This is a genomic window from Streptomyces sp. NPDC001068 (assembly GCF_042897315.1).
Taxonomy (GTDB): domain Bacteria; phylum Actinomycetota; class Actinomycetes; order Streptomycetales; family Streptomycetaceae; genus Streptomyces.
Window position 1 is genome coordinate 354,094 of sequence record NZ_JBIAYD010000004.1, and the last position, 17,378, is coordinate 371,471.

General features: G+C 70.8%; 14 protein-coding genes and 1 pseudogene. 5 read left to right on the forward strand and 10 right to left on the reverse strand.

Annotation, left to right across the window (positions count from 1 at the left end; translation table 11 throughout):
* The first annotated feature begins 17 nt into the window (after positions 1-17).
* Positions 18-677: an ANTAR domain-containing response regulator gene (locus tag ACFY3I_RS13870; RefSeq protein ID WP_390860714.1), complete on the forward strand. Its 660-nt coding sequence runs from the start codon at positions 18-20 to the stop codon at positions 675-677.
* Positions 678-751: 74 nt separating this feature from the next.
* Here the strand turns inward: ACFY3I_RS13870 and ACFY3I_RS13875 are convergent, their stop codons facing one another.
* From ACFY3I_RS13875 to ACFY3I_RS13915, 9 genes and pseudogenes are all read right to left on the reverse strand, one after another.
* Positions 752-1,468 carry an ABC transporter ATP-binding protein gene (locus ACFY3I_RS13875; RefSeq protein ID WP_365283248.1) on the reverse strand — a complete coding sequence of 239 codons (717 nt, stop codon included), beginning with the start codon at positions 1,466-1,468 and terminating at the stop codon, positions 752-754.
* Positions 1,465-2,376, reverse strand: coding sequence for an ABC transporter ATP-binding protein (locus ACFY3I_RS13880; RefSeq protein WP_390860715.1), 912 nt, complete (start codon positions 2,374-2,376; stop codon positions 1,465-1,467). Before ACFY3I_RS13880 ends, ACFY3I_RS13875 begins: the two co-directional genes overlap by 4 nt.
* 5 nt (positions 2,377-2,381) lie before the next feature.
* Complete coding sequence (locus ACFY3I_RS13885; protein ID WP_390860716.1) at positions 2,382-4,232, reverse strand: branched-chain amino acid ABC transporter permease; 1,851 nt, start codon at positions 4,230-4,232, stop codon at positions 2,382-2,384.
* 5 nt (positions 4,233-4,237) lie between these two features.
* Positions 4,238-5,170 (reverse strand): branched-chain amino acid ABC transporter permease, encoded by a 933-nt coding sequence (locus ACFY3I_RS13890; RefSeq protein ID WP_362722776.1) that lies wholly within the window; start codon positions 5,168-5,170, stop codon positions 4,238-4,240.
* A gap of 113 nt (positions 5,171-5,283) precedes the next feature.
* The gene (locus ACFY3I_RS13895) at positions 5,284-6,522 is read right to left on the reverse strand and encodes a branched-chain amino acid ABC transporter substrate-binding protein (protein WP_365283255.1); all 1,239 of its coding nucleotides are present in this window, start codon (positions 6,520-6,522) and stop codon (positions 5,284-5,286) included.
* A 302-nt stretch (positions 6,523-6,824) separates the two neighbouring features.
* On the reverse strand, positions 6,825-7,466 hold the full coding sequence (locus tag ACFY3I_RS13900; RefSeq protein WP_390860717.1) for a Tat pathway signal sequence domain protein: 642 nt from the start codon (positions 7,464-7,466) through the stop codon (positions 6,825-6,827).
* A complete protein-coding gene (locus tag ACFY3I_RS13905; RefSeq protein ID WP_390860718.1) occupies positions 7,415-7,816 on the reverse strand; it encodes a hypothetical protein in 402 nt (133 codons plus the stop codon). The genes ACFY3I_RS13900 and ACFY3I_RS13905 overlap by 52 nt, the downstream gene beginning before the upstream one ends.
* A 106-nt stretch (positions 7,817-7,922) precedes the next feature.
* Positions 7,923-8,414 carry a PaaI family thioesterase gene (locus ACFY3I_RS13910; RefSeq protein ID WP_390860719.1) on the reverse strand — a complete coding sequence of 164 codons (492 nt, stop codon included), beginning with the start codon at positions 8,412-8,414 and terminating at the stop codon, positions 7,923-7,925.
* Positions 8,415-8,504: 90 nt separating this feature from the next.
* Positions 8,505-10,800: pseudogene (locus tag ACFY3I_RS13915) on the reverse strand (FdhF/YdeP family oxidoreductase).
* 201 nt (positions 10,801-11,001) lie between these two features.
* Here ACFY3I_RS13915 and polA point away from each other — a divergent pair.
* Both polA and ACFY3I_RS13925 read left to right on the forward strand, forming a co-directional pair.
* A complete protein-coding gene (gene polA, locus ACFY3I_RS13920) occupies positions 11,002-13,728 on the forward strand; it encodes a DNA polymerase I (RefSeq protein WP_390860720.1) in 2,727 nt (908 codons plus the stop codon).
* Positions 13,729-13,858: 130 nt separating this feature from the next.
* Positions 13,859-14,230 (forward strand): hypothetical protein, encoded by a 372-nt coding sequence (locus ACFY3I_RS13925; RefSeq protein ID WP_390860721.1) that lies wholly within the window; start codon positions 13,859-13,861, stop codon positions 14,228-14,230.
* On the opposite strand, the gene ACFY3I_RS13930 is transcribed toward ACFY3I_RS13925, so the two are convergent.
* A complete protein-coding gene (locus ACFY3I_RS13930) occupies positions 14,166-15,005 on the reverse strand; it encodes a DUF4184 family protein (RefSeq protein ID WP_390860722.1) in 840 nt (279 codons plus the stop codon). The genes ACFY3I_RS13925 and ACFY3I_RS13930 overlap by 65 nt on opposite strands.
* A 313-nt stretch (positions 15,006-15,318) precedes the next feature.
* Here ACFY3I_RS13930 and ACFY3I_RS13935 point away from each other — a divergent pair, with 313 nt between their 5' ends.
* Both ACFY3I_RS13935 and ACFY3I_RS13940 read left to right on the forward strand, forming a co-directional pair.
* Positions 15,319-17,070 carry a lytic murein transglycosylase gene (locus ACFY3I_RS13935; RefSeq protein WP_390860723.1) on the forward strand — a complete coding sequence of 584 codons (1,752 nt, stop codon included), beginning with the start codon at positions 15,319-15,321 and terminating at the stop codon, positions 17,068-17,070.
* 164 nt (positions 17,071-17,234) lie between these two features.
* Positions 17,235-17,369 carry an SPW_0924 family protein gene (locus ACFY3I_RS13940; RefSeq protein WP_365283273.1) on the forward strand — a complete coding sequence of 45 codons (135 nt, stop codon included), beginning with the start codon at positions 17,235-17,237 and terminating at the stop codon, positions 17,367-17,369.
* Positions 17,370-17,378 lie beyond the last annotated feature (9 nt).

Sequence of the window (17,378 nt, forward strand, 5' to 3'; positions counted from 1 at the left end):
CTGAACGAGGAGCCCCCGTGACCGCCGCCGAGTCGCCCCAGCCAGTCGACGCACCCGACGACGACAGGTCTCACGTGCCTCCGCTGACGACCCGTGTCGTCATCGCCGAGGACGAGGCCCTGATCCGGCTCGACCTCAAGGAGATGCTGGAGGAGGAGGGGTACACCGTCGTCGGTGAGGCCGGCGACGGCGAGCAGGCCGTCGAGCTCGCCCGCGAGCACCGCCCCGACCTGGTCATCCTGGACGTCAAGATGCCCAAGCTGGACGGCATCTCGGCGGCCGAGAAGATCGCCGAGGAGTCCATCGCCCCGGTCCTGATGCTCACCGCGTTCTCCCAGCGCGACCTGGTCGAGCGGGCGCGCGACGCGGGCGCGATGGCGTACCTGGTCAAGCCGTTCAGCAAGAGCGACGTGGTCCCGGCGATCGAGATGGCCGTCTCCCGCTTCACCGAGCTGAAGGAGCTGGAGAAGGAGGTCGCCGACCTCACCCTGCGCCTGGAGACCCGCAAGCTGGTCGACCGTGCGAAGTCGATCCTGCAGACGGAGTACGGCCTGAGCGAGCCGGCCGCGTTCCGGTGGATCCAGAAGACGTCGATGGACCGCCGGATGTCGATGCAGCAGGTCGCCGAGGCGGTCATCGCGGACAGCGACGAGAAGAAGAAGCCCGGCAAGGGCTGACCCGTCGCCCTGGCGACACCGAGGCCCGCGCTCCGGAGAAGGGAGCGCGGGCCTCGGCGTATCGGGCCGCGGTGTCAGTCCTCGCCGAGGTAGGCCTTGCGGACGGACTCGTCGTGCAGCAGGTCCTGGCCGGTGCCCGACAGGACGATGCTGCCGACCTCCATGACGTGTCCCTGGTCGGCCAGGGAGAGCGCCGCCTGGGCGTTCTGTTCGACCAGCAGGATCGTCGTGCCCTGGGACTTCAGTTCCGCGATCGTCGCCATGATCTTCTGCATCATGATCGGCGAGAGTCCCATGGAGGGCTCGTCGAGCATCAGCAGCTTGGGCTGGGACATCAGCGCCCTGCCCATCGCGAGCATCTGCTGCTCGCCGCCGGAGAGGGTGCCCGCGGCCTGCTTGCGCCGTTCCCCGAGGATGGGGAAGAGGTCGTAGGCGCGCTGGATGTCCTTCTCGATGCCCGGCTTGTCGTTGCGCAGGAACGCACCGAGGCGCAGGTTGTCCTCGATGGTCATGCGGGGGAAGATGTGCCGGCCCTCGGGGGAGTGGGCCAGGCCCAGCGACACGATGTTGTGCGCGGGGATCTTCTTGAGCGACTTGCCGTTGAACCGGATCTGGCCGCCGACCGGCTTGAGCAGCCCGGAGAGCGTGCGCAGGGTCGTCGTCTTGCCGGCGCCGTTGGTGCCGATGAGGGTGACGACCTGACCTGCCTCGACCTTGAAGGAGATGCCCTTGACGGCCTCGATCTTGCCGTAGGCGACCCGCAGGTCCTCTACTTCGAGCAGTGCGGTCATCGGTCGTTCTCCTTGCCGGGCGCGGCGTCGGTCGGGGACTCGGCGTTCGCCTCGGCCGCCTCGACCTCGGCGGCCTCTTCGTCGCCGGGCGCGTTCTCGAACGGCTCGCCGAGGTAGGCGGCGATGACCCGGTCGTCGCCCTGCACGGTCGCGCTGTCGCCCTCGATGAGCTTCTCGCCCTGGACCAGGACGGCGACGCGGTCGCAGAGGTTGAAGATGAAGCGCATGTCGTGCTCGATGACGAGGACGGCGATGCCCCGGTCGCGGATCTTGAAGACCAGTTCCTCGGTGGTCCGGGTCTCCTGCGGGTTCATGCCCGCCGTCGGTTCGTCGAGCAGCAGCAGTCCCGGCTCGCTGGCGAGGGCGCGTGCGATCTCCAGCTTGCGCTGCTCGCCGTAGGGCAGGTTGCGGGCCAGGTGTTCGGCCTTGTTCTCCAGGCCGACGAACTCGAGGAGTTCCATGGCGCGGGCCCGGGAGGCGGCTTCGGCGCGGTGGAAGCCGGGGCCGCGCAGCAGTGCGGACCACAGGCCTTCCTTGGTGCGGGTGTGCCGGCCGACGAGCACGTTCTCCAGGACGCTCATGTTGGCGAACAGCCGGATGTTCTGGAAGGTGCGGGCGATGCCGGCCGCGGTGACCTTGAAGGATTTCGGCGGCAGGACCTGGCCCTTGTAGCGGACCTCGCCCTCGGTGGGGATGTAGAGGCCGGTGAGGCAGTTGAAGAAGGTGGTCTTGCCGGCTCCGTTGGGGCCGATCAGACCGACGATCTCGCCGCTGTTGACGGTGAGGTCCACGTTGCGTACGGCGGTCAGGCCGCCGAAGCGCATGGTGACGCCGCGTGCGTCGAGCACGGTCTCGCCGGGGGCGGCGGCGCCGGGTGTGGCGTCCTGGACGGTGGTGTCGGTGGTCATCGTGGTCAGGCCCCTGCCTTGGTGAGGACGGCGGGCGCTTCGGCTTCCTCGTGGAACTCGAGCTGGCGGCGCCGGTTGGGGATGAGGCCTTCCGGACGGAAGCGCATCAGCAGGATGAGCGCCACGCCGAAGGCGAAGAGCTGGTAGTCGCCGAGGAACTGCAGCTTGGCCGGGATGAGGTAGAGCAGGGACGCGCCGACCAGCGGGCCGGAGATGGTGCCCATGCCGCCGAGGACGACCGCGGCCAGCAGGAAGGCGGAGTTGGGCGGGACGACGTAGGCGAACTGGTACTGCTCGGGGGTCACGGTGTAGGTGACGTGTGCCTGGACCGAGCCGGAGAGGCCGGCGAGGCAGGCGCCGAGGGCGAAGGCGATGAGCTTGACGCGGAAGCCGTTGATGCCCATGGCGAGTGCGGCGGTCTCGTCCTCGCGGATGGCGACCCAGGCGCGGCCGATGCGGGAGTCGCTGCTGCGCCGGAAGACGACGACCACGATGAGCGTGATGACCAGCATCAGGAGCAGGTAGTTGGCGAACCGGCCGATGGTGGAGCCGAGGATGTTGTGTTCGGCGCCGAAGTCGAAGCCGAGGATGTCGAGGTTCGGGATCGAGGAGATGCCGTTGGAGCCGTTGGTGACGTCGGGGCCGGAGGTGCCGTCCAGGTTGAGGACGGTGATGCGGAAGATCTCACCGAAGCCGAGGGTCACGATGGCCAGGTAGTCGCCGCGCAGTCGCAGGGTGGGTGCGCCGATGATGACGCCGAAGACCATGGCGACGGCGGCGCCGAGCAGTGCGGACGCCCAGAACGGCCACTGCACGTGCAGGGGCGAGGAGGGCGAGCCGGAGACGAGGGCCGCGGTGTAGGCGCCGACGCCGAGGAAGGCGACGTATCCGAGGTCGAGCAGGCCGGCGAGGCCGACGACGATGTTCAGGCCGAGTGCGACGGTGGCGAAGATCAGGATGTAGACGCCGATCGTCGCGTACTGGTCGTTGGACTGGGTGAACGGGAAGGCCGCGGCGGCCAGGAAGGCGCCGGTCATGGTGATGTTGCGGTGCTTCGCGGTGATCGCCGAGACCCGGGCCACGATCCCGGCCTTGGCGAGGGCGGCGAAGCCGAAGCCGGCGGTGATGAGGAAGCCGACGAACAGTTCGTCGTAGGAGGTGCCGACGCCGTAGCTGAAGACGATCAGGCCGACGGCCATGGCGGCGACGATCACCAGGATCTCGGCCCAGGCGGCCATGGGGCGGGCCGGGGCGGGGGTCTTGGCGGCGAAGGACGCGCGGAAGGTGTTCCACTTCTGGCGGGTGTTGTGCCGGAACAGTTCCCAGCCGGTGTCGTCGGGGTCGACGGGGTCGGGCTCGGGCCGTTCGAAGGGCAGGGACATCGCGCCGACCAGGGCGGCGATGGTGGCGATCGCGACGACGAAGCCGCCCGGGTCGAGGTTGACCACGCCGCCGAGTTCGTCGCTGATGGCGATGACGGTGTACCAGGCGGTCGCGAAGGTGCCGAACGCGGCCATCTTCAGCGCGCTGTCGGCGCTGCCCGGGGTGAGCGCGCCCAGGCCCTTGACGCCGTAGGAGGCGAGGCCGAACAGCGTGGTGAGGATGCCGCCGATCAGGACGAGGACCTGCAGGCCGCCGGGGTAGCCGTAGACCGTGAGGTCGCCGGGGAAGGCGGAGGTCCAGGTCCAGGACATGAAGGTGGAGATGACGGCGAGGATGCCGCCGCCGGTGGCGAGGGCCCGGCCCAGCGGGGTGGGCAGGCCGATGAGGCCGGTCGCGGCGGGTGCGGGGGCGTTCTCGGCCGTCGGGGTCCCCGGGGTCTCGGGGGTCTCGGATGTGGTGGTCTCAGTGGTCATGGGTGTCACGCCCTGTCCGCGACGCGTTCGCCGAGCAGACCCTGTGGCCTGAACAGCAGTACGAGGATGAGGAGTACGAACGCCCAGACGTCGGCCCAGGACTGGCTGCCGAACTGGCCCATGCCGGGGATGTCCGAGATGTAGGCGGTCGACAGGGCCTCGGCGACGCCGAGGACGAGTCCGCCGAGCATGGCGCCGTAGATGTTGCCGATGCCGCCGAGGACGGCCGCGGTGAAGGCTTTCAGACCGAGCAGGAAGCCCATCTTGAAGTCGATCTGGCCGTACTTGAGGCCGTAGGCGACACCGCCCACGGCGGCGAAGGCGGCACCGAGGGCGAACGCGATCACGATGATGCGGTCGGTGTTGACGCCCATGAGCTTCGCCGTGTCCGGGTCCTGGGCGGTGGCCTGCATGCCCCGGCCGGTGCGGGTGCGCATCACGAAGTAGGCGAGGAAGGCCATGCTGAGCGGGGCCACGACCACCAGGAAGATGTCACCGGTCTGGATCGTGACGTTGCCGATGTCGAAGGGGCCGCCCGGGATGGTGGGGAAGGTCCGGGCGGACTTCGCCTCGGGGTACCAGGCCCACACCGCCTGCTGGAGGGCCAGGGAGAGGCCGATGGCGGTGATGAGGGGGGCGAGACGCGGAGCGGTGCGCAGCGGACGGTAGGCGAACCGTTCCGCTCCCACGGCGACCAGGGTTGCGACGATGATCGCGCCCACCAGCATCAGCGGGAGGGCTATCCACATCGACGTGCCGCCGGGCAGTACGTACGCGTAGACCGTGAGCGCGCCGAAGGCGCCGGTCATGAAGATCTCGCCGTGGGCGAAGTTGATGAGCTGGACGATGCCATAGACCATCGTGTAGCCGATGGCGACCAGCCCGTACATGGATCCCAGTAGCAGGCCGTTGACCAGCTGCTGCGGCAGTTCGTTCACCGCATGTCCTCCGAGACGTTCGGAAAGTTCGACGGATGAGGCCGGATGCGAGTCCGCGCGGGGCGCCAGTGGAACAGCGCCCCGCGCGGCTCGGTGTTGCGTGCGGGTGTGGGTCAGCTGCTCGGGGTGTACGTGCCCGAGGTGGCCGCCTTCCACGCCGTGCCGTCGACCTTGTAGACGGTGAGCTGCTTGTTGGTCGCGTCACCGAACTCGTCGAAGGAGACCTTGCCGGTCACACCGTCGAAGGAGACGTTCTGCACCGCGGCGGTGATCTTCGCGCGGGCGTCGGACGGCAGCTTGCCGCCGTTGTCGTCGACGACCTTCTTCACGGCCTCGATGATGGACCAGGCCGAGTCGTAGGAGTAGCCGCCGTAGGCGCCGTAGGCCTCCGCGTAGCCGCCGGCCTTGTAGTTGGCGACGAACTCCTTGGCGGAGTCGAGGGTCTCGACCGGCGCGCCGACGGAGGTGGCCATGTCGCCGGTGGCGGCGGTGCCCGCCAGCTTGATGAAGTCGTCGGCGTAGATGCCGTCGCCGCCGACCAGCGGGATCTTGGCACCGGCGGCCTTGAGCTGCTTGCTCAGCGGGCCGGCCTGCGGGTACTCGCCGCCGTAGTAGACCACGGTGGCGCCCGAGTTCTTCACCTTGGTGACGACCGCGGAGTAGTCCTTGGAGTCGGGGTTGATGTGCTCGGTGCCGACCACCTTGCCGCCGAGCTTCTTGAACTCGTCGGTGAAGGTGGCGGCGAGGCCGGCGCCGTAGGTCTTCTTGTCGTCGATGATGAAGGCCTTGGTCAGCTTCGCCGTGTTGTACACGTACTGCGCGGCGTAGGGGCCCTGGATGGCGTCCGTCGTCGCGGTACGGAAGTACGACTTGTACGTACGCGACTTCGTGGTCTGCCAGTTGTCGCCCTGGGTCAGCGCCGGGTTGGTGTTGGCCGGGGAGACCTCGACGAGCTTCGCGTCGTCGAAGACCTTCTGCATCGACTGGGCGACGGAGGAGTTCAGCGGGCCGACCACGCCGTAGACGTTCTTGTCGCCGACGAACGCGGAGGCGTTGGCCTGGCCGGAGGACGGCTGGGCCTGGTCGTCCTTGGCCTCGATCTTGAAGGTGACGCCGTCGACGTACTTCTTCTTGTTGGCCTGCTTGACCGCGAGGTCGACGGAGTTCTTGATGCCCAGGCCGAGCGCGGACAGGTCGCCGGTCAGCGGGGCGTCGACGCCGATGGTGACCGTGGTGCCACCACTGCCCGAGTCGGAGCCCTTGTCGCCGCTGTCGCGCGAGCCGCAGGCCGTGAGGGTGAGTGCTCCCGCTGCCAGAGCTGCGGTGATGGCGATGAGCGAACGTTGACGCACGATCAGTCCTTTCCCCTGAACAACCGCATCCCCGTGGAGACGGTCGAGTCGCGCGCCTTGTCGAAGTGAACATTCCGACGGCGCCGTGACTGGCCGTGACTCTAAGCGGGCTTGGGGAACGTGGAGGAGGGTCTGACCGATGCTGTGACGCTCTTGTTATGACACGAGGTAATGCAGAGCGGTACATGGTGTCGAGAAGAGTGGAATTCAGGCCGATTCGCGCCGTCCGCATGATGAGAACCCGCAGGACCCGCCGTAATCCGATCAGGCGTCTCGGACTGTTTGGTGATTACTTGAAACGCTTACCGGCCGTTGCTGCAGGCGACTTTCAGGGCGCGCGACAGGTGTTGTGCGTAGCGGGTCCCCAGGATGAAACTCTGGACTTGTATTGCGCGCGTATTACGCAGAGTTACGTTCAGGAAAGGAAGTCCGGCGTCCTTCGGGACCGTTGCACAGTCGGTTACGTGCATGGTCACCGTGACCTCGCGCGGTGTGCCTGACTTTGTCCGGAAAGGAGCGTGCGGTGTCTCGGTGAGCGAGAGGCCGGCGTAGGGCTGGCTGATGCGGTCCACGGTGACCGGCGCTCCGTCGAGCACGCTCATCCGCAACCCGAAGCTGAAGCTGCGGGGCGGGGCTCCGGCCGGAGTGGGCCGGTCGCCCGCGAAGGCGAACGCCACCGTCTGCGCCGGGTAGGGGACTTGGGGCGGCGGCGGGTCGTGCGGCCGGGTCGCGTAGAGGTAGCCGCCGCCGGCCAGCACGGCGGCGGTCACGGCCACGGCGAGGAAGGCGCGGCGGCGGCCGGGGTGCGGGGGTGGCGCGGCCACCGGCCCCGGGAGGTCGCGGCCGTGGGTGCCCTCGCCCGGTTCGACGGGGCCGATGCCGGTCGTTCCGCTCACTGCCAGGGCCCTCCCGTCGGGGCGCCGCCGCGGTACCGCTCGGCGCATGCGGCACGCGACCGCCGGACGATCAACTGGTCGGCCGCGGAGGCCCCCTGACGGCGTTTCACGGTCCGCGCGGCGTCCACGACGTCGCGCAGGATCGCGTACTGGCCGTTGGACAGGCCCATGGACTGGTAGTCACCGTAGGCGCGGCTGTCGAGCAGTTCACGCGACCAGTGGGCGACGATCGCGGCGCACAGGGCGGCGTCGGACGTCGCCGACGGTGACGCGGAGGACGGCCCGGGGCCCGCGGGGCCGTCTGCGGGCGCGCCGGCGGTGCCGCAGCCGGTGAGCAGCGCGAGTCCGAGCCCCAGTGCGGTCGCTCCACCCGGCCGGGTGCCTCCTCGCCGTCCCATGCGCCGACGTTAAGCGCGGGGACGGCGGGGGGCAATGGGCCCGCCGGTGACGGCCTGCCGGCCCCGGCCCGCGGCGCCGAGGCCCTTCGCTCCCGCCGGGAGCCGGTCAGGCGTCGGTGCCCCGGACGTGGACCTCGTCACCCGGGCGTACGTCGCGCAGCAGGCAGGTCAGCCGTGCGGTGCACACCCGGCGGCCCTCCTCGTCGCTGATCACGATCTCGTACGTCGCCGTGGAACGCCCCTGGTGGACGGGGGTGGCCACGCCCGTGACCAGGCCGGAGCGGACTCCGCGGTGGTGGGTGCAGTTCAGGTCGACGCCGACCGCGATCTTCGAACTGCCGCCGTGCAGCATCGATCCGACCGAGCCCAGGGTCTCCGCCAGCACCGCGCTGGCCCCGCCGTGCAGCAGCCCGTACGGCTGGGTGTTGCCCTCCACCGGCATGGTGCCGACGACCCGGTCCGCCGAGGCCTCCAGGATCTGCACGCCCATCCGGTTGCCGAGGTGACCCGCCGAGAACAGGGCGGGCAGATCGACACCGAGCGCGGCGTACTCGTCGATGACCTCCTGCGGGAACTTCACACGCTGCTGCTCGCCCATGGGCCGGCTCCGATCGTCGTACGGCTGTCTCTGCTGGCTGAGCAAACGCTCAGTAGGCCGTTGATTCTTCCAGACGGCCCGAGCGCCCGCTCAGACCGCGGCCCTCGGCCGCGGCACACCGGCGACCAGCCGGACCACGACGGACTTGCTGGCCGGGGTGTTGCTGGTGTCGGCGGTCGCGTCGAGCGGCACCAGCACGTTGGTCTCCGGGTAGTACGCGGCCGCGCAGCCGCGTGCCGTCGGATAGTGCACCACCCGGAAGCCGGGCGCCCGCCGCTCCACGCCGTCCTTCCACTCGCTCACCAGGTCGACGTACGACCCGTCGGCCACGCCCAGCGCCCGCGCGTCCTCGGGGTTCACCAGGACCACCCGGCGGCCGTTCCTGATGCCCCGGTAGCGGTCGTCCAGGCCGTAGATCGTGGTGTTGTACTGGTCGTGCGAGCGCAGTGTCTGCAACAGCAGCCGCCCCTCGGGCAGTTCGGGGTACTCCACGGGCGCCGCCGTGAAGTTCGCCCTGCCGGTGGCGGTGGGGAAGCGGCGCTCGTCGCGGGGGGCGTGCGGCAGCGCGAAGCCGTCCGGGTGCGCCACGCGCGCGTTGAAGTCCTCGAAACCGGGGATCACGCGCGCTATGCGGTCGCGTACCGTCGCGTAGTCCTTCTCGAACTCCTCCCACGGGGTCGCGCTCGCCCCGCCGAGCACCCGGCGGGCGAGCCGGCACACGATCGCCGGCTCCGACAGCAGGTGGTCGCTCGCGGGCTCCAGCCGGCCGCGCGAGGCGTGCACCATGCCCATCGAGTCCTCGACGGTGACGAACTGCTCACCGCCGTCCTGCAGATCACGCTCCGTGCGGCCGAGGGTCGGCAGGATCAGCGCCCGCGCGCCCGTCACGACGTGCGAGCGGTTCAGCTTCGTCGACACGTGCACGGTCAGCCGCGCCCGCCGCATCGCCGCCTCGGTGACCTCCGTGTCGGGACTCGCGGAGACGAAGTTGCCGCCCATCGCGAAGAACACCTTCGCCTCGCCGTCGCGCAGCGCGCGGATGGCACGCACCACGTCGAAGCCGTGCTCGCGCGGCGGCGCGAAGCCGAACTCCTTCTCCAGGGCGTCCAGGAACGCCGGTGCCGGGCGCTCGAAGATGCCCATCGTGCGGTCGCCCTGCACGTTCGAATGGCCGCGGACCGGGCACACGTCCCGCGCCGGGACGGCCGATGTTGCCGCGCAGCAGCAGGAAGTTGACGACCTCGCGGATCGTCGGGACCGAATGCTTGTGCTGGGTCAGACCCATGGCCCAGCAGACGATCGTGCGCTCGGAGGCGAGCACCATGCGCAGCGCCTCCTCGATCTCCGGGCGGGTGAGCCCGGTCGCGGCGAGCGTCTCGTCCCAGTCGGCCGCGCGGGCGGCCTCGGCGAACTCCTCGTACCCGTGGGTGTGCTCGCGGACGAACTCCTCGTCGACCGCGCCCTCGGTCTCCAGGATCAGCCTGTTCAGGACCCGGAAGAGGGCCTGGTCGCCGCCGATCCGGATCTGCAGGAACAGGTCGGTGAGCGCGGCGCCCTTGAGCATGCCCTGCGGGGTCTGCGGGTTCTTGAACCGCTCCAGGCCGGCCTCCGGGAGCGGATTGACGCTGATGATCTTCGCGCCGCCGGACTTGGCCTTCTCCAGCGCCGACAGCATGCGGGGGTGGTTGGTCCCCGGGTTCTGCCCGGCCACGATGATCAGGTCGGCCTTGTAGAGGTCCTCGAGCAGGACGCTGCCCTTGCCGACGCCGATGGTCTCGCCGAGCGCCGAGCCCGAGGACTCGTGGCACATGTTGGAACAGTCCGGCAGGTTGTTGGTGCCCAGCTCGCGCGCGAACAGCTGGTACAGGAACGCCGCCTCGTTGCTGGTGCGGCCCGAGGTGTAGAAGACGGCCTCGTCGGGGGAGGAGAGGGCGGCGATCTCCTCGCCGATGATGTCGAAGGCGCGCTCCCAGTCGACCGGCTCGTAGTGGTCCGCGCCCTCGGCGAGGTACATGGGGTGGGTGAGCCTGCCCTGCTGGCCCAGCCAGTAGCCGCTGCGGTGGTGCAGATCGGCGACCGGGTGCTCGGCGAAGAACTCGGGCGTCACGCGCCGCAGGGTGGCCTCCTCGGCCACGGCCTTCGCCCCGTTCTCGCAGAACTCGGCGGTGTGCCGGTGACCGGGCTCGGGCCACGCGCAGCCGGGGCAGTCGAAGCCGTCCTTCTGGTTGACCCGCAGCAGCGTCAGCGCGGTGCGCCGCACGCCCATCTGCTGCTGCGCGATGCGCAGGGTGTGCCCGATGGCCGGCAGTCCCGCGGCCGCGTGCTCGGGTTCGGAGACCCGCGGCTCGTCCTGGACCGGATCCCCCTGCGGCGGCTTCGTCGCCATGGCACGCACTCCCTCTGTGACCGGCACCACTGCCCTGTTGCACCCCAGATCCTCGCACGCGGGTCCGACAGCGTTCGAGGGTGGGGAGCGGCGGGGCGCGGGGGTGCCCGCGGCCGGGACGGCCCGGTGCGGCGGCCGCGGACCGGCCCCGAGCCGTCCCGTCGGCCCGCGCTGTCGGTGCGGCGTGGCAGGATCGGGGGCGTGGCAGAGACAGCATCGAAGAAGACCGACCAGACCCCCGGCGGGACCCGGCCCCGGCTCATGCTCATGGACGGGCACTCACTGGCCTACCGCGCGTTCTTCGCGCTGCCCGCGGAGAACTTCACGACCGCGACGGGCCAGCCGACGAACGCGATCTACGGCTTCGCGTCGATGCTGGCCAACACCCTGCGTGACGAGGCGCCCACGCACTTCGCGGTGGCCTTCGACGTCTCGCGCAAGACCTGGCGCTCGGAGGAGTTCACCGAGTACAAGGCGAACCGCTCCAAGACGCCGGACGAGTTCAAGGGCCAGGTCGAGCTGATCGGCGAGCTGCTCGACGCGATGCACGCGCAGCGCTTCGCCGTCGAGGGCTTCGAGGCCGACGACGTCATCGCCACCCTCGCCACCCAGGCCGAGGCCGCGGGCTTCGACGTCCTGATCGTCACCGGCGACCGCGACTCCTTCCAACTGGTCACCGACCACATCACGGTGCTCTACCCGACGAAGGGCGTCTCCGAGCTGACCCGGTTCACCCCGGAGAAGGTTTTCGAGAAGTACGGCTTGACGCCGGCCCAGTACCCGGACTTCGCGGCCCTGCGCGGCGACCCGTCCGACAACCTGCCCGGCATCCCCGGCGTCGGCGAGAAGACGGCCGCGAAGTGGATCAACCAGTTCGGTTCCTTCGCCGAGCTGGTCGAGCGCGTCGGCGAGGTCAAGGGCAAGGCCGGCCAGAACCTCCGTGACCACCTGGAGTCGGTCAAGCTCAACCGCAGGCTCACCGAGCTGGAGCGCCGGGTCGAGCTGCCGAAGACGGTCGCCGACCTGGAGCGCGCACCGTACGACCGCAAGAACGTCGCCCTGATCCTGGACACCCTGGAGATCCGCAACCCCTCCCTGCGCGAGCGGCTCTACGCCGTCGACCCCGGCGCCGAGGAGACCGAGCCCGCGCCGGCCGCCGAAGCGGGCGTGGCGGTGGACGGCACCGTCCTCGCCACCGGCGAGCTGGCCGGCTGGCTCGCCGGGCACGGCACCGGCCCGCTGGGTGTCGCCACCGTCGACACCTGGGCGCTGGGCACCGGCTCGGTCGCCGAGGTCGCGCTGGCGGCGGCCGGGGGAGAGGCGGCCTGGTTCGACCCCGCCGAGCTGGACGAGGCCGACGAGAACGCGTGGACGGCCTGGCTGGCCGACCCCGCGCGGCCCAAGGTCTTCCACAACGCCAAGGGCGCCATGCGGGTCTTCGCCGAGCACGGCTGGAGCATCGACGGCATCACCATGGACACCGCGCTCGCCGCCTACCTGGTCAAGCCCGGCCGCCGCTCCTTCGACCTGGACGCGCTGTCCCTGGAGTACCTGCACCGCGAGCTGGCCCCGGCCGCCGCCGCCGACGGGCAGCTGGCGTTCGGCGCGGACGACGGCGCCGAGGCCGACGCCCTGATGATCCAGGCCCGAGCCATCCTCGACCTGGGCGAGGCCTTCGAGGGCCGGCTCCAGGAGGTCGGCGCCGCGGACCTGCTCCGCGACATGGAACTGCCCACCTCCATCCTGCTGGCCCGCATGGAGCGGCACGGCATCGCGGCCGACCGCGCGCATCTCGAGGCGATGGAGCAGATGTTCGCGGGGGCGGTCCAGCAGGCCGTGAAGGAGGCGCACGCGGCTGCCGGACACGAGTTCAACCTCGGTTCGCCCAAGCAGTTGCAGGAGGTGCTCTTCGGCGAGCTGGCCCTGCCCAAGACCAAGAAGACCAAGACCGGGTACACCACCGACGCCGACGCGCTCGCCTGGCTGGCCGGCCAGACCGAGAACGAACTGCCGGTGATCATGCTCCGCCACCGCGAGCAGGCCAAGCTGCGGGTGACGGTCGAGGGGCTGATCAAGACGGTGGCGGCGGACGGCCGTATCCACACCACGTTCAACCAGACGGTGGCCGCGACCGGCCGTCTGTCCTCCACGGACCCGAACCTCCAGAACATCCCGGTCCGTACCGACGAGGGCCGGGCGATCCGCCGGGGCTTCGTGGTGGGCGAGGGCTTCGAGTCGCTGATGACGGCCGACTACAGCCAGATCGAACTGCGGGTGATGGCCCATCTCTCCGAGGACGAGGGCCTGATCGAGGCGTTCACCTCCGGTGAGGACCTGCACACCACGGTCGCCTCCCAGGTGTTCTCCGTCGACCGCGCGGCCGTCGACGCGGAGATGCGCCGCAAGATCAAGGCGATGTCGTACGGCCTCGCCTACGGGCTGTCGGCGTTCGGCCTCTCCCAGCAGCTGAACATCGACGCGGGCGAGGCCCGCGCCCTGATGGACACCTACTTCGAGCGGTTCGGCGGCGTGCGCGACTACCTGCGCCGGGTGGTGGAGGAGGCTCGGGCCACCGGGTACACCGCGACGCTCTTCGGCCGCCGCCGCTACCTCCCCGACCTCAACAGCGACAACCGCCAGCGCCGTGAGGCGGCCGAGCGGATGGCGCTGAACGCGCCCATCCAGGGCACCGCGGCGGACATCGTCAAGATGGCCATGCTGAAGGTGGACGGCGCGCTGCGCGAGGCCGGCCTGAAGTCCCGGATGCTCCTCCAGGTCCACGACGAAATCGTCCTGGAGACCGCCCCCGGCGAGCGCGCCGACGTCGAGACGATCCTCCGCCGCGAGATGGCCGACGCGGTCCGCCTCAGGGCCCCGCTGGACGTCTCGGTGGGCGTCGGCCCGGACTGGGAGTCGGCGGCCCACTAGCCTCCGGTGGCGGGCGGGCGCCGGTCGTCGCCGCAGGTCAGACGGCGCCCGCCCGCCGCCACCGCACGGGCGTCACTCAGCTGGACCCCGTCAGAACGCCCCCGCACCCGGCAGCGGCAAGGATGCGGGCATGGGTATACGCATGCTTCACGGCCGGACGCCCCGGACCAGGCCCCCGGCCAAGGCCCGCCCCGCCGCGGCGCAGGTCAGGGAGGCCTCACCGGCCCCGGCCATGGCACCCGACGCCGGCTCCGCCCGCATCCCCACCGACCTGACCGTCACCGTGCGCACAGCGGTGACCCGCCTGCGGCGCGGACTGCGCGGCCGCCCCGACCCGCGGCAACGGCTCGAACTCGTCCGCAGCTACCTCGCGCTGGTCCTCAGCGCTCTCCCCGGCCCCCGCCGCCCCCGCACCATGACCGTGTTCGTGGCCACCCTCACCGAACGGCCGAGGGGTTCCGGCGCACACCACCGGCCACCGGAGCCGGACGCCAGACCCTGACCGTCACGGCATACCCCACCACCCCGAGCAGCAGCCCCGCACCCGCTCCGAAGAGCACGGTCGGCAGCAACTCCCAGGGCGTGGCCGTCGAACCCCAGTAGGCCCACCAACGGGTCGCCCGCTGCACCGCGGCGACCAGAGCGCAGCCGGCGATCCCCGCCACCGCCCACCACCGGTCCCGTACGGACAGCACCGGTACTCCCGCCGGCATCCCGGCCGGTGCCCGCCGCAGCGCACGCAGCACGAACACGGCGAGCACGGCTGCGGCCACCGCCGAAGTGCCGTACTGCAGCACGGTGTAGAGCGGCACGCCGGCGACGTCCCGGCCGAGCGCGGGGACCAGCCTGGTCCCCCAGCGGTCGTGGTGCGTGAACGCGTCCCAGACGACATGGGTGAGCGCGCCCAGCACGGCCGACCCGTACCACCGGGCCGTCAGGGCGAGACCGGCACGCGCGCGTGGCGCCCCGCAGCGCAGCAGGGCCGCGGGACGGCCCTGCCGGATCCGGGGCAGCAGGGCCACCAGGGGTTCCCGTACCAGCAGCCACAGCGCCACCAGTGCCCAGGAGAAGAGGACGTCGACGGTGAGGACTCCGGTGAACGAGTGTGTGAACGTGCCGAACTCCATCGCGTCGGGCACCGCGCTCGCCGCGTAGTACGTGAGGTCGGGGGAGAAGGACCCCGCGACGAGCACCGCCGGCACCAGCCGGCCGCGTCCGCTCCCGTCGGCGCGTACGCCGGGCAGCACGGCTGCGGCATGGCTGAGAGTGAACGGCATCCGGTCTCCTCGGAGCGGTCGTCGGCCGACGTGCCGAACAAATGATCGCGTACGGCAAGTATCCGCGACACAACCATCGTTCAACGGGTAATGGCCAACTGGTGAAAATCGGGCACCGCCGGGTGTCCGTTGCATGGAAGTTGTCGTAGTGTCGCCTGGGTCGCCGCCCCGGCGTGCACCCACGGACGCACCACCTCACCACATCGACGAGGCACCACGGGGCAACCACAGCACCAGGCCGACCGTCACACCAGGGGCGAGCAGACAGACGGAGACGGGCGCGCGGAAGGCGCCCATGGGAGGGGTTCACCTTATGGCGGCGCAATTCGGCAGGCGGCTGCGCAAGGGAGCGGCGACGACCGCCGCGGCCGCGTTGGCGGTCGCGGCTCTGTCCGCGTCCCAGGCACCGGGCGCGACGGGCGGGGACACGGGCCGGCAGGCCAACACCGGCGCCAGCACCTCCGTGCCCGACGAGGCCGGCGCGACCGACGGCGCCACCGGCAACTCCCCGTACTACACGGACCTGCCGCCGCTGAACAGCCCGAACCCCAGCAGCAGCCCCACCGCACCCTCCCCGGGCATCGGCACCCCCGTCGTCCAGGGCGCGGCCGAGGCCGGCATACCGGCCACCGTCCTGGACGCGTACAAGAAGGCCGAGGCGGAACTGCGGGAGTCCAAGCCCGGCTGCAACCTGCCCTGGCAACTGCTCGCCGCGATCGGCAAGGTGGAATCCGGACAGGCGCGCGGCGGCGACGTCGACGCCGACGGCAACACCCTGCACCGGATCCTGGGCCCGCAGCTCGACGGCAACGGCTTCGCGCTCATCAAGGACACCGACGGCGGCCAGTACGACGGCAACAGCCAGTACGACCAGGCCGTCGGCCCCATGCAGTTCATCCCGTCGACCTGGGCGTGGGCGGGCCGCGACGGCAACGGCGACGGCGTCAAGGACCCCAACAACGTCTACGACGCGGCGCTCGCCGCCGGCCACTACCTGTGCCGCTACGACTGGGACCTGTCGGACCAGGCCGACATGAACCGGGCCATACTCAGCTACAACGGCTCGCAGGACTACCTGAACCTGGTGATGTCCTGGTACGAGTTCTACCGCAAGGGCACCCACTCGATCCCGAACGGGACCGGTACCGTGCCCAGCCACCGCAGCGACGACGGCAAGCCCGGCGGCCACGCCGGCTCCGGCGGTTCCCCGAAGCCCGGCGCGCCGGGCACCCCGAAGCCCGACGAGCCGAAGCCGGGCGGCCCGAGCACCTCCCCGTCGGTGCCGCCCACGGCCACCGACACCGTGGACCACCTGGAGGACGCGGGCACCGCCAAGCTCACCGCGACGGCGGGCGAGGCGTTCACCAAGAGGATCAGCACGCGCGCGGAGACCAAGGCGGGCCGCGTCGTCGCCAAGGTCCGGGTCCGGTTCACCATCGTCGGGGACACGGACACGACCTTCACCGGAGGCGAGAACGTCGCCACGGTCACCACCGACGGCAAGGGCGTCGCCGTCGCGCCGACGCTCCAGGCGGGCCGGCAGACCGGTGACTTCACCGTCCGGGCCACTGTCGTCGGACGTACGGTCAAGGGCGTCGACTACACGGCGAGCGTCACCGCGCGCGCCGCCGACACCCTCGCCCTCGTCAACACCACCGCCCTGACCTGCACCCCCGGCGGCGAGTTCGCCGACCAGGTGCAGGCGAAGGCCACCTACCAGGGGGCCGCCGCCGACCAGGTCGCCGCCACCGCCACGCTCGTCAAGTCGGCCGACGACAACGGCGTGAACGACAAGGGCCCGTACTTCAAGGACGCGAACGGCAACGCCGTCCGCACCCTCACGGACCTCGAGACGGACGCGAACGGCCTGCTCACGCTGCCCAAGCTGTACGCGGACGATGCCACCGGCACGTTCCTGCTCCGCATCACCACCACCGGCGGTGCCACCCTCACCGTCGAACTGACGGTCGCCGCGGCCGACAGCTCGCCGAGCCCCTCGCCGAGCCCGTCCGCGTCCGACTCCGCGTCGGCCTCCGCCTCGCCGAGCGCCTCCGCCGGTTCCTGATCCACGGTCGTACGACACGGAGGGCGCCCTCCCGCAGCCGCGGGACGGCGCCCTCCGGCGTCGTACGACCTGTTCTCATCTCGCCCTCCCGTTGCTACGGTGCCCGGACCTGACGGCCCATCAGGAGGGTCGCCGGGAGACATCCGGCCGCCGGGAGGCCCCGCATGCGTGCCCTGATCGCCGCCGCGACCGGTCTCGCCCTCGCGATCGCCCTGGTCGTCACCATCGGCGCCATCGGCTCGCCGGCCGGACAGACATCCCCCAAGCCGCTGCTCACGACGGTGCCCTCACATCCGTAACCGCCGCCC

Excerpts from the sequence above, each read along its gene's own strand:
- ACFY3I_RS13935 (WP_390860723.1), top strand. The coding sequence starts at position 15,319 with ATGGCGGCGCAATTCGGCAGGCGGCTGCGCAAGGGAGCGGCGACGACC.
- ACFY3I_RS13900 (WP_390860717.1), bottom strand. The coding sequence starts at position 7,466 with ATGCGCCGAGCGGTACCGCGGCGGCGCCCCGACGGGAGGGCCCTGGCA.
- ACFY3I_RS13885 (WP_390860716.1), bottom strand. The coding sequence starts at position 4,232 with ATGACCACTGAGACCACCACATCCGAGACCCCCGAGACCCCGGGGACC.
- ACFY3I_RS13930 (WP_390860722.1), bottom strand. The coding sequence starts at position 15,005 with ATGCCGTTCACTCTCAGCCATGCCGCAGCCGTGCTGCCCGGCGTACGC.
- ACFY3I_RS13910 (WP_390860719.1), bottom strand. The coding sequence starts at position 8,414 with ATGGGCGAGCAGCAGCGTGTGAAGTTCCCGCAGGAGGTCATCGACGAG.
- ACFY3I_RS13875 (WP_365283248.1), bottom strand. The coding sequence starts at position 1,468 with ATGACCGCACTGCTCGAAGTAGAGGACCTGCGGGTCGCCTACGGCAAG.
- ACFY3I_RS13880 (WP_390860715.1), bottom strand. The coding sequence starts at position 2,376 with ATGACCACCGACACCACCGTCCAGGACGCCACACCCGGCGCCGCCGCC.
- ACFY3I_RS13940 (WP_365283273.1), top strand. The coding sequence starts at position 17,235 with ATGCGTGCCCTGATCGCCGCCGCGACCGGTCTCGCCCTCGCGATCGCC.
- ACFY3I_RS13905 (WP_390860718.1), bottom strand. The coding sequence starts at position 7,816 with ATGGGACGGCGAGGAGGCACCCGGCCGGGTGGAGCGACCGCACTGGGG.
- ACFY3I_RS13925 (WP_390860721.1), top strand. The coding sequence starts at position 13,859 with ATGGGTATACGCATGCTTCACGGCCGGACGCCCCGGACCAGGCCCCCG.